Source organism: Methanomassiliicoccales archaeon, assembly GCA_014361295.1.
GTDB lineage: Archaea > Thermoplasmatota > Thermoplasmata > Methanomassiliicoccales > JACIVX01 > JACIVX01.
In genome coordinates, this window is the sequence record JACIVX010000001.1 from 1,098,319 (window position 1) to 1,116,464 (window position 18,146).

An 18,146-nucleotide genomic window follows, 5' to 3' on the forward strand; every position below is an offset into this window, starting at 1 on the left:
TTATTCACCCCTTTTTTCAGCCAAATCAAGGAGCTTCCTGAAAATCGCCCTATCTTCCTCAAAATAAAAGCCTCTGGAGGAGTATTTCTCGATTACTTCTTCCGGAATATCCCAGAGGGTCGGCGTTAGACCATACCACTGCCATCCTCCCTTAATGGGCTTCGGATCTTTCCCGGCGGCGAAGAGCAAACGGAGAATCGGCTGAATGCATTCGACCTTACAGCCCGTTCTTGCTCCGACCGTCCTCGAAATCTCTTCAGGGGACGAGGCTCCATGGAGGATTGCCGCAGCAATCTCTTCTGCCCTCGTGCCCGTGCAGAAACATACGATTTGCTCTGGGTGCAATCTCGCTTTCAGGCACAGCTCCTTGATCTTGATTCTGTCGACCGATTCGAGATCAATCGCCAGAATCCTCGGCTGGCTGAGATTTTTCAGATTGACAGCCCTAAACTGGCATCTTTCCGAGCATGCGCCACAGCCAACGCATGTATCGAGATTGACTTGCGCCTTCCTTTTGCCGTCAATTTTTCCGACTTTGATTGAAAGCGTCGGACAGACCTTTTCGCACGTCTGGCACCCAGTGCACTTGGAGGCATCAACCTCCGCATACATGTTGACGACTCTCACAGATTCTCCTCCCGAGTTTCAGCGCTTCTCCGTAACGAGAGGCGCGGGTTTTCCTTCATTCTTTCCATCATCTTCTTTTATTTCATTTTGTATTGATAATTCATACCTTCAAGTATTATTAATGTTCTGATCATTTCGGAAAAGAGGATTCGATTCTGTGTGAAAATTTCATTATTTACTCAATCGATTGTGCTGATCGGAAGCAGGATTCGGTATGCCGCCTAGATGTGTGGGCACGACAGCAGGTGAAAAGCTATGCGAGCGGCACTTCTCTTCGACCTAGATGAAGTCAAATTCATTGAGCCGAGCTTCGACAAGCTCATCGACGAACAATTCACTAACGATCTGATCAACATACGATCATCGAGAGGACGATTGCTCATCAACGAGAGTGAGTGGCCAATTGCTGTTGCGCTGGAAACAGATAGTGGGTGGGTTGCTGGGACTTTCACTTATAGAAATATCTCAGAAGAGCTTCTTGATAAACTCGAACAAATTGATATTGAGATTTACCAGGAAAAACAGACCGAATGGGAAGCCGCAGTGAGGGAATACTATTCGCTCGAATTGATAAGAAAGGTTCCACCAGCGCTCGACGATTTTTCCCCGCATCGTGCTGAAAACTTATTACACATTCTGAGGGAAAAATGGGGGAATGTTAGGGATAAAATTTGCCTCGATGCCGCCTGCGGGACAGGTGTAGGCTCGGTGGTCGCAAGAACGATGGGTATGTCAGTCATTTCATTCGACAATGATCCGTCGCTGCTATCCTGCGGTCTGCGAGCTGGAAGATTGTTACCGGAAGAGACAATGTGTATTGACGCTACTTTCGCATCTCGGTATATCAAAGAAGTGGAATACGGACTCATTCTTATGGCAGGGGAAATCACCCCGTTCAACTCAATTCTCTGGAAGAGAATTGTAAATGAGATTCTATCGTTAACTGAGAATACGATCCTCACAACAGGCACTGAAAAAGAAGCCTTCATGATCAGTCAGTGGTCAAAAGAGAGGGGAAGAGAAGTCGAAGTGTTTGAAAATGAAAGAAGTGATTTTTACGATCGCTGGGTTTGCGAGACATGGAAATGATCATTGATTTTGATCGATAAAGATGAACGGGACAATAGATTCTTACCTGAGCAAATTGGTTTCTTCTTGATCTCAATAGAAAAAAGAGTCAGAGTTGCGGCGGCACAAGTCTCGCCAGTTTTTATGGAAAAGGAAGCAACAATCAACAAAGCCTGCAGGACGATTGAGACGGCGGAGAAAGCCAGGCGCGGGATTTTGCCGATCTTGAAATGGTCTAAGTGGATGGTACGGTATCAAAAGAACTCTTTGAAGATCCCAAGTTCTGATGTCGATTTATTGTGCGAAGCCCCGAAGGATGCGACTGTCATTACAGCCATCGGCTGTAGCGAAATGAGCGATATCAAGGGAAGCAACGCACTGTGTAATACGATCCTATTCATCAAACCACGACGGAAAAATCCTCGGACGCCACAGAAAGCCCATGCCGACACACGCCGAGAGAATGATTTGGAGCATGGGGGACGCAAACGATATCGTCGTCTTCGATACTCCAATCGGAACGATCGGTGGCATGATCTGTTACGAGCGTCACATGGCGCTTCAAAAAGCGGCGATGGCATCGCTGGGAAGGAGATTCACTGCGCGTTATGGCCCGGCTGGTGGGTCATGGGAGCATCATCCAGGAGAAAAAAAGAGATTGAAAAATAGAGACTCCCCTTTCTTTTGTGATCTCGGACATGCGATGAAGGAATACGCGTTCGAAAACCAGGTTTTCGTGATCAGCGTAGGCAGTATATTCCAGATGACAGGATGCCGCCTGAACGTAGAAATTTCAATATTGCGGTAGGAGGTAGTTTCATTGTCAACCCTGCCAGCGTAACACTCGCAGGCCCTAGCAGGCCATATATTCAGTAAAGAAAAAATTCTCTATGCAGATCTTTTTGCGGAGGATATTAACGTTGACAATGCTCTCCGGTCACTATTCGTGTCCTAACCTTTTATGGCTTGAAATCAGACACGATCCATTGAGAGAACCCGATTCAAGATCGCCCGCGCACGGCTTTCATGATGAGAAGTATGTTGGCGGTCCGATGAAAATGAGAAAAAGTAAAAAAAGCAAGAAGGCAGGCATAATCGGCACCGATGATACCTCATGAGTTAAGGATCACGCATGAGCTAGATCTCTAACAAATCATTGCGAATAATAAAATAATAGTAAAATTATTTATTTTAAAATAAGAAAGAGAATCTGCGCTTCGTTTCAGATGAGCTATTTCCTTTATCTGAAGTCAAAAATTGTTTAACAAAATTCCGCCAAGAAATTCAAATTGCCAGATTAAAGTCCCAATTCTCCCGATACCTTCTTCATTCCCTCCAGAGCGATTTGCAAAAATTGCTCGAGCGCGAGAGCTAATTCATTGCAGATCGCGATCCTTTCCCTGCTCACGTTTCTTGCGAAATCCTTCGACTTGTACTTCTTGAGAAGCGTTTCTAATTTCACTTCATCGAGCTTCTTCGATGGCATAACAAGCGCACATGCGACGATCAGACCAGAGGCAGCATCGGATGCGATGAGGGCTTTCTTAAGTTTACTATCTGGCATAACCGATGTGTACTCGTAATTGTGCGCCAAAATCGAGTTGATGATTTCATCATCAACAATTCCCTGAAGCAACTCCTTTGCCTTCAGGGTGTGATTTGAAGGAGCATTGCATGTCTCAAAGTCGATGTCGTGGAGAATTCCTGTCACCTCCCATTTCAACGCATCTTCACCTAGATTCACTGCTAACTCCCTCATGATCGCACCAACCGCGATCATATGCTTCAGATTGTTTTCTTTCGAAATGTAATTCCTCACCACGCGAATTGCCTCATCCCTTGAGATCATTTATTATGAAATATCATTGACTCAGTAATTAACCTATTCTCCTGCGATGTATTTCTTCTTCATAAATTACTGATATACCCCGATGCTCCACAAGTTCTTTTTAACGGTCGAAGGGGTCTTTTGTCCAAATATAGAATCGGTGACATCGCAGACTCCTGTACCTGACTCAATTTTTCGAGGATAGAGTTGAATCTGACTTAATCTTGCACAATTTCCTCAATCAAATACCAAAAATATATGCTCATAATTGATGACATAAACATCATAAACCAATGATTCCTAAAAATAAAGACCCAAAAATGATCATCCTACGGCAAAATTGATGGCCAGAAAGATTCCATAGAGAATCAAGAGTAGAACACTATGTTTCTTGTCGATGCCGCCGTGGCGCATCAGCATAAAAAATACTAAAATAGTAAACAGGACGAGTGGAATGACACCTGTGATCAGCAACATGCTCGTGACCGACAAACCCTGAAAGACGCCTCCCATTCCTGCGACGACGAGTGTGTTGAAAACAACAGAGCCAAAGCTGTTTCCCAAAGCGATGTCCATTCCCTTTTTAAAGGCGGCGACAATGCTGACCGTCATTTCGGGAAGAGTGGTTCCAAGCGTCACGAGCGTAAGACCAATCAGAAAATCGCTGACCCCAAATGCCTTTGCAAGACCCACAGCCGAATCAATTGAGACTTGCGCCCCTATAAGCAGGATCAGGAGACCTACTAGCAGGATAAGTGCGCTCGTCAGTGGCTTGGGGCAGGGTGCGCAAATTTCCCTGTATTCCATGCTGACCGCGTCGCTTGGCTTTTCTCCTCTCGACAAGATGAGTATGATAAGAGTTGTCAGAAGAAACAAGATGATCATCAAAGACCCATCAAGCAGCGAAATTTGACCATCGAGCGCAAGCGCCAGAAAGAGTATTGTACTTAAAAGTGCAACTAAACCTTCCCGCCTGACCATTTCAAACCTGATGACGATAGGAGAGATGATTGCGCAGAGAGCGAGAATGATAGTCACGTTTGATACATTCGCACCTATTACATTACCGAGAGAGACCGTTGATACTCCGCGTATTCCCGCCACAAGACCGAGGAAGAATTCTGGGGAGGATGTTCCAAAAGCGACGATGGTCGTTCCGATGATAAATGGTCTCACCCCAATTGCGTTCGCAAGCTTAGCCGCCCCATCAACGAGATATCTGCCTCCAAAATAGACGGCGGTAAATCCGGTGAGAAGGAAGATGAGATCGTTGAGGATATCCATTGCAAGATAATGACATGTATTGACCATTATTTATTCTGCTCACTGAGACGCTTGTTGCCGAGACTACAGATATCTGCGCAGCGGATCAAGCGTTTCGTCGATTTGAGCTGTAAGTTGAAATCAAAAACCGATCAGTAGAATGCTAGGTGCATTTTCATTAATCTTCATTCAACGATAAGAAATGCTCAATGCTTGCTTACGAATGCAAAACGTGTTTACAGAGGATCATGAGAGAGAGGTTAAACATCGACAAGCTTAACGCCCTCTTTTTCAAATCTTTCACGTAAATTTTTTAGAAAGGTCGAAATAATTTCATCTTTCTTATTGATTTCCCTAATCCAAATCTTGATTGCCAGTTTTGTCCTTGTCCCCTGAATCTCGACAACGTTGACTTGCGGATTAAAAAAATTCATGTCGATTTTGCCTTCAAATAGTGTTTTGAAACGTGGCAGTTCAAGTAGCTTGTTAATTCTTGATTTTTCCTCTCCGGTTACATGAGGTAGGATGAAATTATTCTTATCCGCTTCGTCCAGCACGATTCTCGCGATGCAGTCGATATTTTCTTCCTTCGAAATCCACAAGGGCACTGTCAGAGCGATGAAACCTCCCTTCGTGTAGTTGATCAACTTATTTCCAATCAAAAAAGAATTGGGAATGTAAAGAATGCGTCCATCCAGGTCGCGCATGACTGTGTTGATGAGGTTGACATCTTTTACGCGGCATAAACCGGTGGCGGGCATGCCTCCGACCTCAACCCAATCTTCAATTTCGAAAGGTTTCGTGACGGAAATAAGGATGCCAGCGAATGCGTTCTGTATAACCTGCTGCGATGCGAGCGCAACAGCAATACCAATGACACCAAGAGAGACGAGAAACGCTGAAATATCCAACTTGAGGATTTCCCAGAAACCTATGTAGAGACCGAGGATGATAATTAAATATTGAGTGAGTTTCGCGATAATCTTCGATCGTTTTTTTGTGATTCTGAGGTCGAGGATCATTCTGATCAAAGCATAGGCGCTCTTCGCGAGGATGACTGACAAAACGAGAACGATAAGAAATGCGATGAGATCAAGTATCGTCAGACTGCCGACTATTGGATCGTCGAGGAACAATTCGTTTTGCCTCCATTACTCCACAATTTCTACCAAAATCGAGTTTCGAAACATCAACCGAACCAGGTATTGTCATTATGGAATGATTGCCTTTTCTAATTTTCTGACTCTCACGATGCATTTATCGGAATTTCTTAAGTAAAGGAGCGATCTTTAAATATGTGGATGATTTCGTTTCTCAAGATCCGCAATCTATCAAGTGTCTTACAATCAGTTTTCTAAATACGGATTCGAAATGGTATGTAATAGGCGATTTGATAAGAGGATCGTTCTTTTATTTAAAAAAGTAAAAAAACGATGATGGCCATTCCCGCCAATTTGAGCTCGCAAATTGTGGTACCAGATGGACACATTAGGTAAATTGAGCATTATGGCGGGCCCGTGGATGTGCACACATCCATTTACGCTCCCTCAAGTTAACAGTTAATTAATTTTATATGCGATACATCTCATATTATTATTTGTTAATAGATTCCATAGGGGTTTTCGCTTGATGATATGAGAAAAAAGATCAACGACAAAAATAAAAGTGTAATTATATATGGAAGAGCGTTAGATGCTAACAAGTAAACCATACTTTTCGTTTTGATGATACTCTCGTACCATTTTATTTGGGTTTTTTCCTCTTCGTGACACGATCTATCACAATTGTAGAAAAATTCTTTAAGACCCATTTAATCTTAGCATTTGTGGCTGAGTGTTCAATTCGGTGTGTGAGGGGAGGAGAAATACACAATCAACAAGCCAGTTATTGTTCAATTCATGATTCCCTTCTCCGCAGTGAATACGAGACAAGACAACTCATTTTGAGTGATCTTCCCGGTATCTGGAAATTCTCAGAATGGTTACCTGTGAAGGGAATTCTGGAATTAGGGGCCGGACCAACAACATACAAGAGTAAAATGCTCGCAAAGGAACTCGGACTGGAAGAATTATACATCAGCTTCAATGGATATTGGCCAGAGAAAGGGGCATACATGGATACCTGTACTTTCAAAGATCTTGAAGCCGCCCCGACAATAAGACGGCTGCTAGATCATAAGGTACGTAAAGCGTTGGTTGTCGCCTCTGCTGGCAATACCGCACGTGCCTTTGCCCGCGTTTGTAGCGATATCGGATTTCCCCTTATCCTCGTTGTCCCTGTTCATGGATTGGATCGCATATGGATGCCTGTAGAGAAGGGCAAATCGATTTTCATTATTGGTGTTGAAGGGGACTACTACGACGCAATTTCGCTTTCAGAGCAGTTGGTCGCTCACGGGCCCTTCATGGCTGAAGGTGGGGCAAAAAACATCGCTCGCAGAGATGGCATGGGTACGGTCATGCTCGATGCCGCATTTACGATCAAGAAGTTACCGAAACATTACTTTCAGGCGATAGGGAGCGGAACTGGAGGAATAGCGGCATGGGAAGCTTCTTTGCGCCTTATAAGTGATGGACGTTTTGGCCAGTCTCTCCCTCATCTCCATCTTGCCCAAAATATTCCTTGTGCGCCTATTTTCAACACTATCAACAATGAAAATATTTCCGATGACTGCCCTCGCGACATGTTCGACGATGTTCTTTTCAATAGAAAACCTCCGCTTCATGTTGGCGGAGGTATTCTCGACGCTTTGAGAAGTACAGGAGGCTTGGTCTACGGTATTTCAAATAAGGAGGCTGAGATAGCAAAGAGGCTCTTTGAGAGTCTTGAGGGAATCGATATCGTTCCGGCGGCCGCTATTGCAGTAGCTGCATTGCTGAAAGCGGTTGACACTGGAGTTGTGTCAAAAAATGAAAGCGTTCTTCTCAATATCACTGGTGGTGGAGAAGCCCTTCTCCGGCGGGATAAAGGAATCAAAATTATAGAAGCAGATGTTAAAGTCAGAAGGGACGAGGATCCTTTCTCGATCGTAAGGATGATTACAGAAGCGCTGGGAGGGTCGATTTTTGAAAGAGCTGCGTGAACTGACTATTTTGGGTGGAATAGACAAAAACGGAAGGAGGGAAGGGGTTAATAGAGTCCTTCTGAAAAGAGGAGAGATCATCGGAATTGTTGGTCCGACTGGATCTGGAAAATCGACTCTGCTCAATGATGTTGAACAGCTTGCCAAGGGCGATACGATCTCACGAAGAACCATTTTGATTAATGGAGTAGTGGCAGACGAGGATGTTCGAACGAATCCGAAAAAGCGACTCGTTGCGCAGCTCTCACAGCGCATGCATTTTCTGGCCGACTTGAGAGTTGGTGAATTTCTCAAGATACATGCAAGGAGTAGGGGAAGGAGAGAGGAGATAGTTTCGGAAGTTCTGGCCCTGGCAAATACGCTATGTGGTGAGCCAATAGTCGAAACCGATCGTCTCACGACTTTGAGTGGTGGACAGTGCCGAGCACTGATGACGGCAGATATCGCGATTATCAGCGATTCTACAGTCGTACTTGTGGACGAAATTGAGAACGCTGGAATCAAGAAACAAGAAGCGTTAAGGCTTCTTTCGGGAAAGGGAAAAATTGTCATGGTGATCACCCATGATCCCTATATTGCCCTCATCCCACCAAGGCGTATTGTGATGAGAAATGGTGGGATGATATCACTTATCAATCGCTCTGAAGAAGAGGTGAGGATACACTCTAGACTCATTGAGATTGACGACTGGATTTGCAATCTCCGAGAGAGGATTAGAATGGGAGAAGTGGTGTGCGAGAAATGAGATTAGTTGTCATCGCCGGTCCACCTGGCTCTGGAAAAACTTCCATACTCATGCATGTGGTAAGATCACTGATATCACGAAGTTTCGACCCCGCAGTTGTCAAGATCGATTGTATTTCGTCCGAGGATGACAAGAGGATCGCGGAATTGAAGGTGCCAGTCATGCTTGGTCTTTCAAAGGATATGTGCCCCGATCATTTCGCCATTTACGGATTCGAAGAGATGATCGAATGGGCTAAGAAGATGAGGGCAGAGATTCTGTTTGTGGAAACGGCAGGCCTGTGTCTCCGCTGCGCCCCGTACCCGGATAAATGCCTTGCCGTTTGTGTAATCGATGTCACATCTGGACCCAATACTCCATTGAAGGTAGGACCACTCCTCACTACGGCAGACGTAATAGTGACAACAAAAGGCGATATGGTCTCGCAGGCAGAGAGGGAGGTCTTCTGGGAGAGAGTTGTTGAGGCAAATCCAACATGCAAAGTGATCGAAGCTAATGGAATAACAGGCAAGGGTGTCAATGAGCTGGTCGAGATAGTGGTTAAGTGCTTGACCGTTAACCCTGGTATGCAACTGCGGCATAATCCCCCATTTGCTATATGCACTCTCTGTACAGGCGAGCGGAGAATCGAAAGGGAGCACCACCGGGGACTGCTCCGTCATTTGGACGGATCGATGGAATACGTTGGTGAATGAGCATGGAGAGAATCGTTGATCTCTTGCCGGGACTAAACTGTGGGAGATGCGGTCATAGGAGTTGCCTTGGATTCGCCCGTGCTCTAGAGGATGGCGCGCATCCATCGGATTGCCCCTACGTTTCGCCTGAAAAATTAGCACAGATACGAGAAATAATGGCAAAGAGACAAAGAAAAAGAAGTATCAGAGGGGTGATCGATGGCCTGGAGGCTGACTTCGCCCTTGCCCCATTGGAGGGAGAACCCTCATGCAGGGAAGAACTTCTTCCTTTCGATCGAGATTGCGAGTTGAATGAAGGAGATGCGATCAGATACAGGCCGTTAGGCTGCCCAATAACCCATTTCGCAAAAATCCTGAGAAAGAATCATGGATTGATTACTGTGCATATTGTAGGCCCACGTCACTTGCTTGGCGAACCTTTTCAGCCATCGGATATCGGGATATGCATGGTTGTCGCATTCGAAGGAGTGGTTCGTGATGGATTAATACCTGAAGTAGGTCAGACCGTGAGATTTTTACCGCACGAATGCATGATGAGAAAGGTTCACTCCGGAGTTGTGGTATTGTCTGCAGGCTCGAGGGTGAGAATCGAAAGCATCGACTTAAAGGTGTGGAGACCTTGAACCACAGCGTTGCCGTCTTACAAGGTATGAAGAAAGGTGGTGTCAACTTCGTAGCCAGTGTTCCATGCCTCTATCTCAGGGAGTTGTTAGACCTCATTAACTCTGATAAAGAGATCACTCATGTTCCCGTCACAAGGGAGGAGGAGGGGATAGGATTATGCGCCGGTGCCTATATGGGCGGGATGAGGCCGGCGATAATCATGCAAAATTCTGGACTCGGAAACTCCATTAACGCTCTGGCGTCACTTGACCTCTTATATAGGATTCCCGTACTCATGATTATCAGCCACAGAGGGGTTGAAGGGGAACGGATAGTGGCGCAGATGCCGATGGGAAAATTGACTAAACATCTTCTCAGAACTCTAGGCATACCATATGTATCTCCGACATTGGCAGAAGTCGAGAGTGTCGTTGCAGTGGAAGCGGAGAAATGTTTCAATGAGAGAGTGCCAAGAGCTGTCCTACTCAGCATTTCGTTTTGGAGGGGGTTATGAAACGAATTGAAGCGATTAGAACGATTGTCGAGGAAAGACCTGATGCTTACATAGTATGCAATCTCGGATTTCCATCACGAGAGCTTTTTCATATTAGAGATTCAGCACGAAACTTCTATATGCTCGGCTCGATGGGCATGGCTTCTTCGATCGGGCTCGGTCTGGCATTGGCCCAAAAGAAAAAGGAGATCATCACGATCGATGGTGATGGTTCGATCCTGATGAACCTAGGATCGCTGGCAACGATCGCCTCTCATAATCCAAAAAATTATATGCTGGTCATTATGGACAACGGCGTCTATGGCTCGACAGGTTATCAGCCAACACCAACATCGCATTTGACAAGATTAGTTGAGATTGCGGAAGCAGCTGGGATCAGGCCAGCGATCGAAGTAAATACGGAATTGGAATTGCGTTACCAATTGAAAACAACACGCCATGGTGTTTTGGTAGTTAAGGTAGAACCAGAGAACGCAGATGTTCCAGAAATCCCCTTATCTCCTCAAGAGATTGTGGATAGATTCATATCCGCAGTGACTCAACCTTCTGGGTGATTTTGAATGAATTGGAAAGTATTCTCTTTTTGAGTTCTTCCGCAAGCCGCAATGAGCGGAGACGGTCTGTCTGCCGACAGACGATGGGGATCTCGATGCCGTTGTCCGGAAGTTTGATTTTACCAAGTTTGGCACGAAATACATTCTGAGGGCAGAGTGTCGTGCAAAAACCGCAGTTGAAGCATTTTTTTCGGTCGATTCGAGGCTTGCCTATGTCAAAATTGATTGCATCCATCGGACATCCGATAGCGGCATGACACTCTACACAATCGATGCATTTCTCTGTATCCAATTTAACAGCGAGATCGACGTTCTGCCACGCCTCTCCATAGTTGGCCAAGGATATTCTCTTTCTTTCAAAAATGTCGACAATTGGCAGAGGAATATCCGCATCCCTCTTTCTTATTGCCATTGCAATGGAGTCGTCGATCACAGCGATGGGTACAGCCCAAGAAACGATACACTCTGGACCTGCTGATGTCTTAAAGCCTCCCATATACTCAGGATTCATGCCCTTCATATCGGATATCATCATCAGATTTGGATGGTCAGGAGTACTTCTTGTTCCCGTGCCGATCACGAAACCTTCAGATCCGTTAACAAGTACCCGTGTGCCGATGCCGATGTATTTCAACGACGGATCGTTTTCCAAAGGACTGATATGACCAGCTCCAGAAAAAGTTGCCTCCTTTAATCCAGGTTTAAACTCTCTCGCGTGAAATATTGAGCGGACGGACGTCTGACTACGATTCACAAAAGCATGATAATTACGAAAGATATTGCGAGAAGCCAAGAGTCTCGCAACAGCCATATCTTGCAAAGATACGTTATCAGAAAATTCGTAGCCATCTTCGGTTCTCACTTCCACCTCAACAGACTTACCCCTTACCAAATCTTGAAAGAGATGACCGGCTCCATATGTGGGATCCGTCTCACTCTTTGCCGTTCCAAAAATGATCAGATCGAGAATGCCAAGTCGTTCATTGGGGCACGGACCAACGAAAGCTGGCACCCCATTGATGAGTACTCTCTCCGCCTTCGTGAAGATTCGTGGCGCTCTCACCTGAAAAGACAAGAGAGCATATGTTCCACTCATGATCCCCCTTGTCGCGGTCGTAACCACGTCTACCTCTCTTAATGTAGATTCATCACCTTCTTCGACAAGCTCAGAGATCTCTTGAGCTGTGAGGACGATGGCTTCTCCCTTATCCAATCTCGAAACAATCTCTTCAAATGTTCGAACCACGAAGGATAGGATTAGTGATAATAATGAAAAACATTTGGCTATTTTGAATTAACGCAAATTCGTCTTTCACGTTTTGATTTTTTTGATTTCGTAATAAGGTTAATTTTGATCACAGTCAGGGCACGCTTCCTTTTGGGTTCTCGATACCGAAATAGATGTCATATTCCGCCTCGTTAGAGCTACAAAGGTATCGCAACTCGGTGTTTAACTGCAGCATGAAGCGGAAATGAATGACTAGTATCTTTACGAACGAGAAAAAAGAAAATTATTTTCCTGTAATAAGGCGGGCCCGTGGGGATTCGAACCCCAGTCTTTGGCTCCGAAGGCCAAAAGGATAATCCAGACTACCCTACGGGCCCGTCGAAGGTATCACATCACCACCTGATAAGTATTTGTTTGTTATGCAGCGGAATTCAAACGGCATAGCTGAATGCTCATTCGACTTAAAAAATAGGAGATTGCATCGAAATATCAAAAATGCAAGATGATCAGAATTTCATCATCCAACTCGCAAGACCGTGCTATAAATTCTGCTGAGATCGCTCTTTCCAACTTTCCTCGGATTTGCAGGAAGGCAGCTGTTCTTCAATGCGTCATTGACGAGTATCTCAAATTCGTCCTGGCTGATTTCTAAATGATTGAGATGATGAGGGATACCGACATCAGCTGACAATTCCCTGACTGCGTTGACAACGCTATTCGCAGCATCTTCGATAGAAGAGTTACAGTTCTCAACAGCGTGTATGTTCAAAATCCTCGCCATGCGGGCGAGTTTGTCCATAACCGCTCCGCAGTTGAATTCGAGGCAGTATGGGAGAAGTACCGAGTTGGCAATTCCATGCGGCACATTGAACCTTCCGCCAAGGGGCTCCGCCATCGCATGAACCATCCCTAGACCAGAAATTGAAAATGCCATCCCGGCAAGTGTGCTAGCGGCACTCATGCAACTTCTTGCCTCAATATTATGACCGTCCTCAACAGCCGTTCTCAAATTTTCGAAGATCAATCTCGTCGCTTCAACAGCGAGAGCATCGGACATCGCATGAGCATTTTTTGATGTGTAAGCTTCGAGGGCATGGGTCAGTGCATCCATGCCGGTTGATGCGGTAATCGATTTTGGCAATGAAATTGTCAATTCAGGATCGACTAGAGCGATCTTAGGGTAAAGACACTCGCCGCGAATTGTTTCCTTCACCTTCGCCTTCGCATCTGTAATGACTGCTGACCTCGTCACCTCGCTGCCCGTACCCGCTGTTGTTGGAATTGCGATCAACGTGATCGGCGCGGCTCCAGTCACTTCCCTCCGATAGAGTTCATGTATATCGCAACATTCTTTCATCAGTGCGAGTGTTGCTTTTGCGGTGTCAATCACACTACCGCCACCAACAGCGATGATGGAATCATGCGATGATGACCTCAACGTCTCAAGAGCTTCGATGACGTTTTCCTCTTTCGGATTCTGCTCCACGCCATCATAAACATCATAGGAAATGTGGCTGTCATCTAGTGAGTCAATCACTTTAGCAACGCAACTTGCCTTTCGGACGCCACGATCAGTGATAATAAGAGATGAATGAATGCCTTGCTTGACAAGGATCTCGCCGATCGAGTGAGCACAGCCTGTTTCAAAGATGATTCTCGTCGGTACGTAAAATCTGAATGGATTCATATATATCTTCCGTGGTGCGGGTTTTCGAAAAGCAAGAATCGATGATAAACCTTTGCTTCAAAAATGAACTGATTTAACTGAAATTGTCTATAAACGATCAATTCCGTCACCAAATTAAAGACAATTATCGATCAAAACTTACAAAGGATTCATCAAAGATTGTTCTCATTTCTATTTAAAAAGATTTAAACGACGCCCTTGAATTTAGGAGCGATGAACAAGGTTACGATGGGGCATGGTGCCGGCGGCGAACTGATGCAGGAGCTCATCGGGAAACACATCGCACCATTTTTACCAGATTTTCCGATTGAGGTGCCCCTGAAATCTTTTGATGATTCGGCTGTAATCGATGGCATCGTTTTCACGACCGATGCTCATACCGTTAAACCACTCTTTTTCCCTGGGGGTGATATAGGAGCACTGGCGTTCTGCGGAACAATTAACGACATATCGGTCATGGGTGCGAAAGCATTGGCAATGTCTTGCGCTCTCGTCCTGGAGGAAGGGCTGGAATTCGATGTGCTAGAAAGAGTCATGAAGAGTATGGGCAAGTACTCCGCCCTGACCGGCGTTCCGATCGCGACAGGGGACACGAAGGTCGTCGAGAGGGGAGCCGCAGATGGTATGATTATCACGACATCGGCTGTTGGGCGGAGAAGCGAGTACCTCGATCACAACTTCGAAGTCGCTTCTTCGTTCCGAAGAGTGCGAAGGAACTGGTTAACCGATGATAATGTTGCTGATGGAGACGTCGTTATCGTCTCGGGGACCGTGGGCGACCACGGTATTGCCATCCTTTCCTTTAGAGAGGGTTATGGTTTCGAAACGGAGGTCAAAAGTGACGTGGCGCCTCTCAATGAACTTGTTGAAGAGATTCTCAAGGTTGGCGGTGCAGTTGCGATGAAGGATCCGACGAGAGGCGGTCTCGCAAACGCCCTCAACGAATGGGCGGAGAAATCAGAGGTGGGGATCGAGATCGATGAGAAGGCCATTCCGATTGCGGAACCTGTCAGAAACGCATGCGAGATGCTTGGTCTCGATCCGCTCACAATCGGCAACGAGGGGAAATTGGTCGTTGCAGTTGTGCCGGAAGTGGCCGAGGAAGTGCTCAAGGTGATGAAAAGATCACCCTTCGGAAAAAGGGCTGAAATCATCGGACGAGCGACATCGAAACATAAACGCGTTGTCTTAAGAACTGAAATCGGGGGAAAAAGGATTCTTGAAAGGCCTGTAGGAGATCCGGTACCGAGAATATGTTGACATTGACATTCGAAATTTCTCATCTGTCAGAAAATAATTGGAAGCCATCACAAAACCCTGATATTTGACTTGAATTTATCATAATCGAGTTTACTGGTTATTCCGCCAATCAAATGAAAACACATCGCCACATTGGACAGATGCATTATGATAAAAGGTAGAATTGCGAGGCTATTGATTACCAAAAAAATCTAGTATGGAACAGAAATATGATCAAGTCAAATTCAGACAAACAGCACCAGTAGATCCCAAAAAGCTGCAGTCGCCTAATTGCTGTATGAGTTTTTCAAAGGTTAGAAGAAAAGATTATATTCATACTCCTCGGTTAAATACCTGAAGAAATTCTATCGGTTGCAACAGATCGCAATGTTCATCTTGGAGTTCTATTTACGCAGCAAGCTTCTGACAAAATTGAATGGGTTAAAAACTCCAGATACCAAATTTATATATATAGATGCATTCGATACATTTACAGTAAGAGCTGCCACTGGTAAGAGTATATCTGGACCACTGGCAAGCTGAAAACTTAGGAGGGGTTATGAGTTGAAAAAGATAATTAAGATTCTCAGCGTGGCCATTGCACTGGTTATGGTGCTGGGGGTTTTTGCTGTCGTTTTTCCGACAACAATCGCTGCCCCTTCCGAAGAGCCAGTTATTGCCGACGTAGAGAGAATGGACATCGGACCATCGATTAGAGGTGAATTCCCAGACTATAGTGCCGTTGCATCATCTGCCTACGCGCTTGGTGCTTCGCCAATGAAACATGATCTCAACGATTTTTACAATATTGGTGATGTTGAATGGTATTGGGCAGGCGGCTACAGCGGAGGTTTCCAGCAATTCGAGAAGAGAGGCGAAGGAAACTATTGCGAAGTTTGGGTAGCACTGGATCTGAGCTTCCCTGCTGGCGATCCAAGAAATGCATATACATCAAGGATTACGATCACAGACGACCACGTAGCCTGGATTATTGACCAATTCGATAACAACATCTATCCTAACGAGACGGCATATTTCTCCGAGCCTCCACCTCTGGACGGATCCAACGCCCTCATGAAGGAGTGGGGCTATCCATACATGGAAACAAACGATACTGGCAAAGTTATGATCATGATTTTCAACATCAGGGATGATAATTATTACGACCCATCATATCCATATTATATCGCTGGTTTCTTCAGCCCGACACTCGATCTCTATTATGACCGGAATATAATTAACATCGATTGCTGGGACTGGGACAACAGAACGGGGCCCGACTCACCAAGACCATGGCTCTATGAAGGCACAGTTGCCCATGAATATCAGCACCTGCTGCACGATTATTTAGACCCAGATGAGGACACATGGTTGAACGAAGGATGTTCGATGTATGCAGAAATGCTATGCGGTTATGGAATACCATATGATTACTTCTTGAGATACCTCTACACCCCAGACAATTCGCTGACGGAGTGGGGAGACCAAGGGGACATTAATATCCTTGCCGATTACGGAGGAGCTGCCCTATTCATGATCTATTTGAGCGATCACTTCGGTGGCTCGGCGTTGATTTCAGACCTAGTAAAGAGTGAACTGAACGGCGCAACATCTGTAACCCAGGCGTTGCACGACAGGAACTATACAGATTGGAATTTTGACAAGGTTTATCATGCCTTCTCACTGGCAAACCTGATCAGATCCGACAGCATAGGTAACGGACTTTACAACTATGAATCGATCGATCTGGGACCTATACCACTTATGACGCATTATTATCGCCCAACTTATGGTTATATTGATGAATCATGGTGGTATGGCACGACATGGACATATGACGATTATGACACTGGTATAAGCACATTGGGATCTTACGGAACTGATTACTTCTTTGTCGACAATTTCAACAAAGATGCGACATCGATGAGTCTCAGATTCGATGGTGACGATATAGCGATGATTGGGTGGGAACAAGTATCGACTGGATATCCACATGGATACGTATGGTATTCTGGGGAATCGGATCTCAGGGATGTTTCGCTTGTTGGAAAAGCCGATCTATCTGATGTTGAAGAAGCTACATTGACGATTACAACTTATTACGATATCGAGGATGACTGGGATTTCGGATTCGTGCAGGTATCAATAGATGGTGGGAACACATGGGTCTCGCTCGCCAATGAGTACACGACCGATGAAGCAGATCCGGATGCTCATCCCGCGATTGTCGAAAACCTGCCAGGCCTGACGGGTTGGTCGGAGGGATGGATAACAATGTCCTTTGACCTTTCTGAGTATGTCGGCCACGAAATCATGTACCGCTTCAGGTACATGACGGACTGGGCATTTACATATGAGGGATGGTTCATCGATGAAGTATACATCAACGATGTCCTGGTCGATGATGGCGGAGATTCGATCTCGACACTGGAACCGGTATATCCAAACAGCGACTTCATGATCACGATTTACGCACCAGGACAGTTAACCTCGGACGGAAACATGCTACTGCCCTTGCTTCTCGACATCAATGTTAATCACGCGGATGAAACGGTTCTGAGGAGTGTTTCAAGTCTGCTTTCGCTCTATGACTATCTATACATCATCGTTAGTACAACACAGGGTCCAGTCGATTACTGGATAGGTACTGTGCCTAACATACCATTCCTTGCCTAAACCGTAAACATAAAAACTCTTTTTTTAATTTTTTTTTTATTATTTTTTGTCACGAATCTATTGCCAGAGGAGCGGAATCATGATTTAAAAACCTCACGAAGAAAGATATTTTGTCGTTGTAGTGGATAAATAAGATCTTCGAGCAATGACCTTGATTACTGATTATAAATGTGATTATGAATAGCTCCTTCGGCGTGCTATTCCAAACAATCCGGTATTGATCCTCAGGTCCTTGGAATAAGGAAGCGTCTCTTGTTCGATTACTCGATTGAAAAGAAATGACATTTCGAAATCACTCTGCTCGGAATGATGAGTGTTGCGAAAACAATCCGATGAA

Annotated in this window: 17 protein-coding genes and 1 tRNA gene; 11 read left to right on the top strand and 7 right to left on the bottom strand. The window is 45.3% G+C overall.

The window, feature by feature from the left end; translation table 11 throughout:
* Window positions 1-627, bottom strand: a complete 627-nt coding sequence (locus tag H5T41_05505; protein ID MBC7108228.1) for a 4Fe-4S binding protein — start codon at window positions 625-627, stop codon at window positions 1-3.
* Between the two features lie 255 nt (window positions 628-882).
* Between H5T41_05505 and H5T41_05510 the strand changes: the two genes are divergently transcribed.
* From H5T41_05510 to H5T41_05520, 3 genes are all read left to right on the top strand, one after another.
* Window positions 883-1,716, top strand: a complete 834-nt coding sequence (locus H5T41_05510; GenBank protein MBC7108229.1) for a hypothetical protein — start codon at window positions 883-885, stop codon at window positions 1,714-1,716.
* Window positions 1,717-2,137: 421 nt separating this feature from the next.
* Window positions 2,138-2,503: a hypothetical protein gene (locus tag H5T41_05515; protein MBC7108230.1), complete on the top strand. Its 366-nt coding sequence runs from the start codon at window positions 2,138-2,140 to the stop codon at window positions 2,501-2,503.
* Between the two features lie 112 nt (window positions 2,504-2,615).
* The gene (locus H5T41_05520; GenBank protein ID MBC7108231.1) at window positions 2,616-2,813 is read left to right on the top strand and encodes a hypothetical protein; all 198 of its coding nucleotides are present in this window, start codon (window positions 2,616-2,618) and stop codon (window positions 2,811-2,813) included.
* A gap of 179 nt (window positions 2,814-2,992) precedes the next feature.
* Here H5T41_05520 and H5T41_05525 read toward each other — a convergent pair whose 3' ends face one another.
* The 3 genes from H5T41_05525 to H5T41_05535 all read right to left on the bottom strand — a co-directional run bounded on the left by H5T41_05525 (window position 2,993) and on the right by H5T41_05535 (window position 5,922).
* Window positions 2,993-3,544 (bottom strand): HD domain-containing protein, encoded by a 552-nt coding sequence (locus tag H5T41_05525; protein MBC7108232.1) that lies wholly within the window; start codon window positions 3,542-3,544, stop codon window positions 2,993-2,995.
* A gap of 303 nt (window positions 3,545-3,847) precedes the next feature.
* Window positions 3,848-4,807: a sodium:calcium antiporter gene (locus tag H5T41_05530; GenBank protein ID MBC7108233.1), complete on the bottom strand. Its 960-nt coding sequence runs from the start codon at window positions 4,805-4,807 to the stop codon at window positions 3,848-3,850.
* A 239-nt stretch (window positions 4,808-5,046) separates the two neighbouring features.
* Window positions 5,047-5,922 carry a mechanosensitive ion channel gene (locus H5T41_05535; protein ID MBC7108234.1) on the bottom strand — a complete coding sequence of 292 codons (876 nt, stop codon included), beginning with the start codon at window positions 5,920-5,922 and terminating at the stop codon, window positions 5,047-5,049.
* A gap of 689 nt (window positions 5,923-6,611) precedes the next feature.
* Between H5T41_05535 and H5T41_05540 the strand changes: the two genes are divergently transcribed.
* From H5T41_05540 to comE, 6 genes are read left to right on the top strand one after another with little or no spacing between them, the layout of a single operon-like run.
* Window positions 6,612-7,868: a cysteate synthase gene (locus H5T41_05540; protein ID MBC7108235.1), complete on the top strand. Its 1,257-nt coding sequence runs from the start codon at window positions 6,612-6,614 to the stop codon at window positions 7,866-7,868.
* Window positions 7,852-8,613, top strand: a complete 762-nt coding sequence (locus tag H5T41_05545; protein MBC7108236.1) for an ATP-binding cassette domain-containing protein — start codon at window positions 7,852-7,854, stop codon at window positions 8,611-8,613. Before H5T41_05540 ends, H5T41_05545 begins: the two co-directional genes overlap by 17 nt.
* Window positions 8,610-9,308, top strand: coding sequence for a hypothetical protein (locus H5T41_05550; protein MBC7108237.1), 699 nt, complete (start codon window positions 8,610-8,612; stop codon window positions 9,306-9,308). Before H5T41_05545 ends, H5T41_05550 begins: the two co-directional genes overlap by 4 nt.
* A gap of 2 nt (window positions 9,309-9,310) precedes the next feature.
* Window positions 9,311-9,931 carry a hypothetical protein gene (locus tag H5T41_05555; protein MBC7108238.1) on the top strand — a complete coding sequence of 207 codons (621 nt, stop codon included), beginning with the start codon at window positions 9,311-9,313 and terminating at the stop codon, window positions 9,929-9,931.
* Window positions 9,932-9,957: 26 nt separating this feature from the next.
* Entirely contained in the window at window positions 9,958-10,425 is a 468-nt protein-coding gene (gene comD, locus H5T41_05560) for a sulfopyruvate decarboxylase subunit alpha (GenBank protein MBC7108239.1), read from the top strand.
* A complete protein-coding gene (comE, locus tag H5T41_05565) occupies window positions 10,422-10,979 on the top strand; it encodes a sulfopyruvate decarboxylase subunit beta (GenBank protein ID MBC7108240.1) in 558 nt (185 codons plus the stop codon). The genes comD and comE overlap by 4 nt, the downstream gene beginning before the upstream one ends.
* Here the strand turns inward: comE and H5T41_05570 are convergent.
* From H5T41_05570 to H5T41_05580, 3 genes are all read right to left on the bottom strand, one after another.
* On the bottom strand, window positions 10,948-12,225 hold the full coding sequence (locus H5T41_05570) for a methanogenesis marker 16 metalloprotein (GenBank protein ID MBC7108241.1): 1,278 nt from the start codon (window positions 12,223-12,225) through the stop codon (window positions 10,948-10,950). The two genes, comE and H5T41_05570, sit on opposite strands and share 32 nt — an antisense overlap.
* A 284-nt stretch (window positions 12,226-12,509) precedes the next feature.
* A tRNA-Arg gene (locus tag H5T41_05575) sits at window positions 12,510-12,584 on the bottom strand.
* A gap of 140 nt (window positions 12,585-12,724) precedes the next feature.
* Entirely contained in the window at window positions 12,725-13,894 is a 1,170-nt protein-coding gene (locus H5T41_05580; protein MBC7108242.1) for an iron-containing alcohol dehydrogenase, read from the bottom strand.
* 213 nt (window positions 13,895-14,107) lie between these two features.
* Here H5T41_05580 and hypE point away from each other — a divergent pair, with 213 nt between their 5' ends.
* Both hypE and H5T41_05590 read left to right on the top strand, forming a co-directional pair.
* Entirely contained in the window at window positions 14,108-15,154 is a 1,047-nt protein-coding gene (gene hypE, locus H5T41_05585) for a hydrogenase expression/formation protein HypE (protein ID MBC7108243.1), read from the top strand.
* 543 nt (window positions 15,155-15,697) lie between these two features.
* Window positions 15,698-17,809: an immune inhibitor A gene (locus tag H5T41_05590; protein ID MBC7108244.1), complete on the top strand. Its 2,112-nt coding sequence runs from the start codon at window positions 15,698-15,700 to the stop codon at window positions 17,807-17,809.
* The last annotated feature ends 337 nt before the right edge of the window (window positions 17,810-18,146 follow it).

Coding starts and splice junctions, on each gene's coding strand:
- hypE (MBC7108243.1), top strand. CDS start 14,108: ATGAACAAGGTTACGATGGGGCATGGTGCCGGCGGCGAACTGATGCAG.
- H5T41_05525 (MBC7108232.1), bottom strand. CDS start 3,544: ATGATCTCAAGGGATGAGGCAATTCGCGTGGTGAGGAATTACATTTCG.
- H5T41_05530 (MBC7108233.1), bottom strand. CDS start 4,807: ATGGATATCCTCAACGATCTCATCTTCCTTCTCACCGGATTTACCGCC.
- H5T41_05580 (MBC7108242.1), bottom strand. CDS start 13,894: ATGAATCCATTCAGATTTTACGTACCGACGAGAATCATCTTTGAAACA.
- H5T41_05510 (MBC7108229.1), top strand. CDS start 883: ATGCGAGCGGCACTTCTCTTCGACCTAGATGAAGTCAAATTCATTGAG.
- comD (MBC7108239.1), top strand. CDS start 9,958: ATGAAGAAAGGTGGTGTCAACTTCGTAGCCAGTGTTCCATGCCTCTAT.
- H5T41_05515 (MBC7108230.1), top strand. CDS start 2,138: ATGCCGACACACGCCGAGAGAATGATTTGGAGCATGGGGGACGCAAAC.
- comE (MBC7108240.1), top strand. CDS start 10,422: ATGAAACGAATTGAAGCGATTAGAACGATTGTCGAGGAAAGACCTGAT.
- H5T41_05555 (MBC7108238.1), top strand. CDS start 9,311: ATGGAGAGAATCGTTGATCTCTTGCCGGGACTAAACTGTGGGAGATGC.
- H5T41_05550 (MBC7108237.1), top strand. CDS start 8,610: ATGAGATTAGTTGTCATCGCCGGTCCACCTGGCTCTGGAAAAACTTCC.